This is a genomic window from Mycobacterium sp. SP-6446 (assembly GCF_001954045.1).
Taxonomy (GTDB): domain Bacteria; phylum Actinomycetota; class Actinomycetes; order Mycobacteriales; family Mycobacteriaceae; genus Mycobacterium.
On sequence record NZ_MBEM01000076.1, the window covers coordinates 1 to 5,442 of the forward strand.

The 5,442-nt window shown below is 65.5% G+C and carries 8 protein-coding genes and 1 pseudogene; 7 read left to right on the forward strand and 2 right to left on the reverse strand.

All coding sequences use genetic code 11. The features are described from left to right. The 7 genes and pseudogenes from A5736_RS26535 to A5736_RS06115 form a co-directional block, all read left to right on the forward strand. Positions 1-188, forward strand: a pseudogene (locus A5736_RS26535) (enoyl-CoA hydratase); the annotation flags it as partial. Further along, the gene (locus tag A5736_RS06090) at positions 181-1,335 is read left to right on the forward strand and encodes a thiolase family protein (protein ID WP_076122539.1); all 1,155 of its coding nucleotides are present in this window, start codon (positions 181-183) and stop codon (positions 1,333-1,335) included. The pseudogene A5736_RS26535 and the gene A5736_RS06090, both read left to right, overlap by 8 nt. A 101-nt stretch (positions 1,336-1,436) precedes the next feature. Next, the gene (locus A5736_RS06095; RefSeq protein ID WP_076245110.1) at positions 1,437-2,042 is read left to right on the forward strand and encodes a TetR/AcrR family transcriptional regulator; all 606 of its coding nucleotides are present in this window, start codon (positions 1,437-1,439) and stop codon (positions 2,040-2,042) included. Further along, a complete protein-coding gene (locus tag A5736_RS06100) occupies positions 2,039-2,545 on the forward strand; it encodes a hypothetical protein (protein ID WP_076122537.1) in 507 nt (168 codons plus the stop codon). The genes A5736_RS06095 and A5736_RS06100 overlap by 4 nt, the downstream gene beginning before the upstream one ends. Positions 2,546-2,666: 121 nt before the next feature. Further along, positions 2,667-3,938 carry a cytochrome P450 gene (locus A5736_RS06105; protein ID WP_076245111.1) on the forward strand — a complete coding sequence of 424 codons (1,272 nt, stop codon included), beginning with the start codon at positions 2,667-2,669 and terminating at the stop codon, positions 3,936-3,938. After that, entirely contained in the window at positions 3,935-4,123 is a 189-nt protein-coding gene (locus A5736_RS06110; protein WP_076122535.1) for a ferredoxin, read from the forward strand. Before A5736_RS06105 ends, A5736_RS06110 begins: the two co-directional genes overlap by 4 nt. Positions 4,124-4,148: 25 nt before the next feature. Then, positions 4,149-4,448, forward strand: coding sequence for a DUF1330 domain-containing protein (locus tag A5736_RS06115; protein WP_076122534.1), 300 nt, complete (start codon positions 4,149-4,151; stop codon positions 4,446-4,448). Between the two features lie 110 nt (positions 4,449-4,558). Here A5736_RS06115 and A5736_RS06120 read toward each other — a convergent pair whose 3' ends face one another. Continuing rightward, a complete protein-coding gene (locus tag A5736_RS06120) occupies positions 4,559-4,759 on the reverse strand; it encodes a ferredoxin (protein ID WP_076122533.1) in 201 nt (66 codons plus the stop codon). Between the two features lie 11 nt (positions 4,760-4,770). Next, positions 4,771-5,442: cytochrome P450 (locus A5736_RS06125; protein ID WP_139333159.1), on the reverse strand; the 672-nt coding region annotated here is incomplete at its 5' end.

Sequence of the window (5,442 nt, forward strand, 5' to 3'; positions counted from 1 at the left end):
TGAACGAGGGCGTGGACAGCAACCTGCGCGACTCGCTAGCCAACGAGGCTCGCGCGCAGGCTGTCAATTTCGCGACGACGGATGCCGCGGCCGCCTATGCCGCTTTCGCGGAGCGGCGAGAGCCGTCGTTTACTGGTCGGTGGGCGCTGTCAAAATCTGACGAGGAACAACGGAGTGAACATGCGTGAGACAGTCATCGTTGAGGCGGTACGCACGGCAGTCGGTAAGCGCAACGGCGGGTTGTCCGGCATGCATGCCGCCGACCTGTCCGCGGTCGTCCTAAACGAACTGCTGGACCGCGCCGGCGTCGGCCCGGACATCGTGGATGACGTGATCTGGGGCTGTGTTTCGCAAGTGGGCGATCAGTCCAGCAACATCGGGCGCTACGCGGTGCTGGCGGCCGGCTGGCCCGAGAGCATCCCAGGGACTACGGTCAACCGCGCGTGTGGTTCCAGCCAGCAGGCCCTCGACTTCGCGGTGCAGGCCGTCATGTCGGGCCAGCAGGATGTCGTAGTGGCCGGCGGCGTCGAGGTGATGAGCCGCGTCCCGCTCGGCGCGGCCAGGGCAACCGGGATGCCATACGGTCCGAAAGTCCTTGCCCGCTATGACGATTTCTCCTTCAATCAGGGTCTGTCGGCGGAGATGATCGCCAAGAAGTGGGGATTCTCCCGCAACCAGCTCGATGAGTACTCCGTGCAATCCCACGAACGCGCCGCCGCGGCCCAGGACAGTGGGGCCTTCACCGAGCAGATCGTCCCGGTCTTTACCGAGGGCGAGCAGGGCACGGTCGTCGTCGCCGACGAGGGGGTGCGGCGGGGGACCACCGTGGAGAAACTCGCCGCGCTCAAGCCCGCGTTCGTCGACGATGGCGTGATCCACGCGGGCAATTCGTCGCAGATCTCCGACGGCGCGGCGGCACTGTTGGTGACGACGTCGGAGATGGCGGTTTCGCTGGGGCTGACGCCGCTCGTCCGCTACCGCGCCGGCGCGGTCACCGGAGCCGATCCGGTGCTGATGCTCACCGGCCCAATTCCGGCGACCGAGAAGGTGCTGAAAAAGGCCGGCGTCGCGCTGTCCGAAGTTGGCGCGTTCGAGGTGAACGAGGCCTTCGCGCCGGTGCCGCTGGCGTGGATCGCCGAGACCGGCGCCGACCCCCGCGTGGTGAATCCGCTGGGCGGCGCGATCGCGCTGGGCCACCCGCTGGGCGCATCCGGCGCGGTACTGATGACCCGCATGGCTCACCACATGCGCGATAACGGCATTCGTTTCGGGCTGCAGACCATGTGCGAAGGCGGCGGCACGGCCAACGCCACCTTGGTCGAGCTCATCTCCTAAAGCCCGTCGAGAATCGGTCTCGGTTGAGACCCTTGTCACAGCCGGCAAACCAACCTACTGTGTGTTCAGTAGGTTGGTGACCGATCGATACAAGGAGTCCGGTGCCCGTCGCACGGCGGTACGACACGCTTCTCGCCAAAGGCGAGGACCGCAAGCAGCGGATCCTCGACGTCGCGCAACGCCTGCTCACGCGCAATGGCTGGCGCAACACGACGCTGGCCCAGATCGCCGGCGAGGCCGGGGTCACGCCGGCGGGGCTGCTGCATCACTTCGAATCCAAGGAGCAGCTGCTGCATGCCGTGCTCGACGCGCGTGACCTGGACGACGACACCCACGCCGACCGCGCCGGCGATCTCCTCGTCGAGATCGCCCGCGTCGCCGAGCGCTTCAACCGGGCGCCCGAAATGCTGGGCACTTTCACCGTCCTGCTGGTCGAAAACATCCTTCCCGACGCCCCGCTGCACGACCGCATGCTGGCCAGGCAGCGCGAAGCGATCGACATTGTGGCCGAGCTGATCCGGCTGGGTCAGGCCGACGGCCGGTATCGCGCCGACATAGACCCCGCCGTCAAGGCAGTGGAAATTCTCGCCTTCGTCCACGGAATGGAAACAATATGGTTGCTCAACCCTTCGATACCGCTGACCGAGGTGTTCAAGGAGTACGCGGAGTCGCTGGCGCGGGACTTCGCGCCGCCGACCAAGACTTGAGGTACCGGCTCGACGTCGTCGCCGGCGACGTCGCCGACGTCGTGCGATTCGCCGGCGGGTGGCTCTTCGACCGGGCGATGGCGGGATGGGACGTCACCGTGCTGATCGCCGACCGTCCCGACGACCGGCCGCTGCAGATCCTCGGTGTGCAGATACTCGATCTCGAAGACGCGCTGGCCTCGATGGACACCCGGCCCCGACCCCAGGCCCTGGCGGCCGGCGCGGATCTCTTCGGATGCGACTCGCGGGTCCGCCAAGGCGTGTTGCAGGCCCTGGATCACGGCGTCACCGAGGTCACCCTGTGGGGCGAGACGTGGCCGGCCGAGGTCGATGGCAGCGTCGGCCTGGTGCAACACCGGTTGAGCACGGCCGCGCAGATATTCAAGGCGCGCGCGCTCGCCGCCGCCGCGATGCCGCACGACTCGATCGATCACGTCGAAACTTTCCGCAGCGGTCTGCTGGCCTGCCCGTCGGTCGCCGCCGATCTCGTGCCCGCCGGCTAGCCCGGATCCGTATTCCGACAGCAGCTCCGTCGCCGTTTGACGACGACCACGCCGTGTGGAAATGTAATACTCATCTCTGAGAGGCTCATTCTCACTGTTGAGATTCGAACGGAGCAACACGGTGAACGACTTCACCAAGGTGGACTTCTTCCGCGGCAAGGAGCTCATCGCTGACCCGTACCCCTACTACGAGGCTCTGCGGCAACAATGCCCGGTCACTCGGGAATCCCACCACGGCGTCACGATGGTGACTGGCTGGGAAGAAGCCTGTGCCGTGCTGAACGACGCCGAGACTTTCTCCTCGTGCATCTCGGTGACCGGTCCGTTTCCCGGGTTCCCGGTGCCGCTCGAGGGCGACGACGTGACCGAGTTGATCGAGCAGCACCGCGACGAGCTGCCGTTCAGCGACCAGCTGCCGACGCTGGATCCGCCGACCCACACCAACCACCGCTCCCTGCTGATGCGGCTGATCACCCCGAAGCGCCTCAAAGAGAACGAGGACGCGATGTGGACGCTCGCCGACCAGGCCCTCGACGATTTCCTGGCACCCGGCCACGGCGAATGGATCAAGGGCTTCGCCGGCCCGTTCACGCTGCTCGTCATTGCCGACCTGCTGGGTGTGCCCCTGGAAGACCGTGACAAGTTCGTCAAGGGCATCGCCGAGCACGCGGGTGGCGGCATCGGCGGCACGGGCAAGGAGTCGCTGTCACACAGCCCGCTGGAATTTCTCTACGGCCTTTTCTCCGACTACGTCCGGGACCGCCGCCGCGCGCCCCGCGACGACGTGCTGACCGGCCTGGCGACCGCCACCTACCCCGACGGCTCGATACCCGAGGTCGAGGACGTGGCCCGCGTCGCCAGCAATGTTTTCTCGGCGGGCCAGGAGACCACCGTGCGGCTGCTCGGCGCCGCGCTGCAGACGCTCGGGGAGCGTCCCGACATCCAGGCGCAGTTGCGCAAGGACCGCAGCATGATTCCCAACTTCATCGAAGAGGCGCTGCGCATCGAGAGCCCGGTCAAGGGCGACTTCCGGATGAACCGGGTACCGGTCAATGTGGGTGGGGTCGACCTGCCCGCGGGCACCACGGTGATGGTGGTGCAGGCGGCCGCCAACCGGGACCCGCGCCGCTTCGAAGACCCGACCACATTCGATCCCGGCCGCAAGAATGCTCGCCAGCACATCTCGTTCGGACGCGGGATCCACAGCTGCCCGGGCGCACCGCTGGCGCGAGCCGAAACACGGGTGGCGATCGAGCGATTGCTCGACCGGACTTCGGACATCAGGATCGACGAGCGCTTTCATGGTCCTGCGAATGACCGCCGCTATCAATATGTTCCGACGTACATCCTGCGCGGCCTCACGGAACTGCACCTGGAGTTCACGCCGGCATGAAAGTCACAGTGGACGACCAGCGCTGCCGCGGTCACGGCGTTTGCACGACGCTGTGTCCGGAAGTGTTCAGCCTGACCGACGATGGCTACGCGGAGGCGATAGCGTCCGAGGTCCCAACGGAATTCGAGGGGGCCACGGAAGAGGCCATCGAGTGCTGCCCGGAACAGGCGATCAGCAAGATTTAGTCACGCACGCGGATAGGGAGATTCAATGGCCAAGGGGCCCAAGGGTTATGTCATCCTCACCGAGGCCATCAAGGACCCGGAAGGCATGAAGGCCTACGGCAAAGCGGCGGGGGCGGCGATGGGCGGTGTCAACATCCTCGCCGTGGACACCGCACCCGAAGTCGTCGAGGGCACCTGGCATGGCGACCAAACCGTCGTTCTGGAGTTCGAATCGGTCGATGCGGCCCGCGCCTGGTACGAATCGGAGGCCTACCAAAACGCGGCGAAACTGCGCCAGGCGGCCGCCGACTGCAATGCGGTCATCCTTGCCGGGTTCGGTGGCTAATCGCTGGCAGCTTTCACCGAGCGTGAAGCCATTGCGAAAAATCGGCAAAAATTTCGCAGCAGGTTCACACTCGACGATGCCCTAGCCCACTTGCTCGGGACACGCCCCAGCTAGCCCTCGACGACGGAGATAGCCTGGCGGGGGCATTGACGGACGGCCTCGCGCACGTCCGACTCGATCTCCGGGGTGACTTCCTCCTGCAACACGGTCAGCATGTCGTCGTCGCCGAGGTGAAAGACCTCGGGATTGATGCCCATGCAGACGCCGTTGCTTTCACACAGCCCCCAGTCGACTTCGATCTTCTTCGTCATTGCGGTCCTCCTTACCGCAGTACCTTGACGGGTACGTTCTGCCACCCCGCGACGTTCTGCATGTGTACGCGCTGCAGGCCGTCCCAGTTCACTTCGTAGCGGGGCATGAAGTCGAGCAGCCGCTCCAGCGCGATTCTGCTTTCCAGGCGGGCCAACGCCGCACCGAGGCAGCTGTGAATCCCGTATCCGAGGCCGACGTGCTGTGCCTCGGTGTGGTCGCGCTCGATGTCGAAGGTTTCGGCGTTGGTGAATGCGTCCGGATCGCGGTTCGCCGCAGCGCCGCAAAGGAATACCGGTTTGCCCGCAGGAATCACACCTGCACTGACGTGTGCCTCTTTCAGGGTGTAGCGGACGTTGTATTGGACCGGGCCTTCGTAGCGCAACAACTCCTCGACCGCCCCCGGGATTTTGTCGCGGTCATCGAGGAGCTTCTGCCACTGGTCCGGGTGACGCGCGAAGAGCACAGCCGCGTTGCCGAGCAGCTTGGTCACGGTCTCGGCGCCCGCTCCGCCCAAAAGGGTGGCGAAGCCGGTGATCTCGATATCGTCGAGCTTGCGCAGCTGACCGTCATCGCCGGGAATCTCGGCGGCAATAAGCCTGCTGATCATGTCGTCTTGCGGGTTTTCGCGCCGCTCCTGCACTAGGCCGAAGTAGTACATCGCGGTATCGATGTTGGCCTGCAT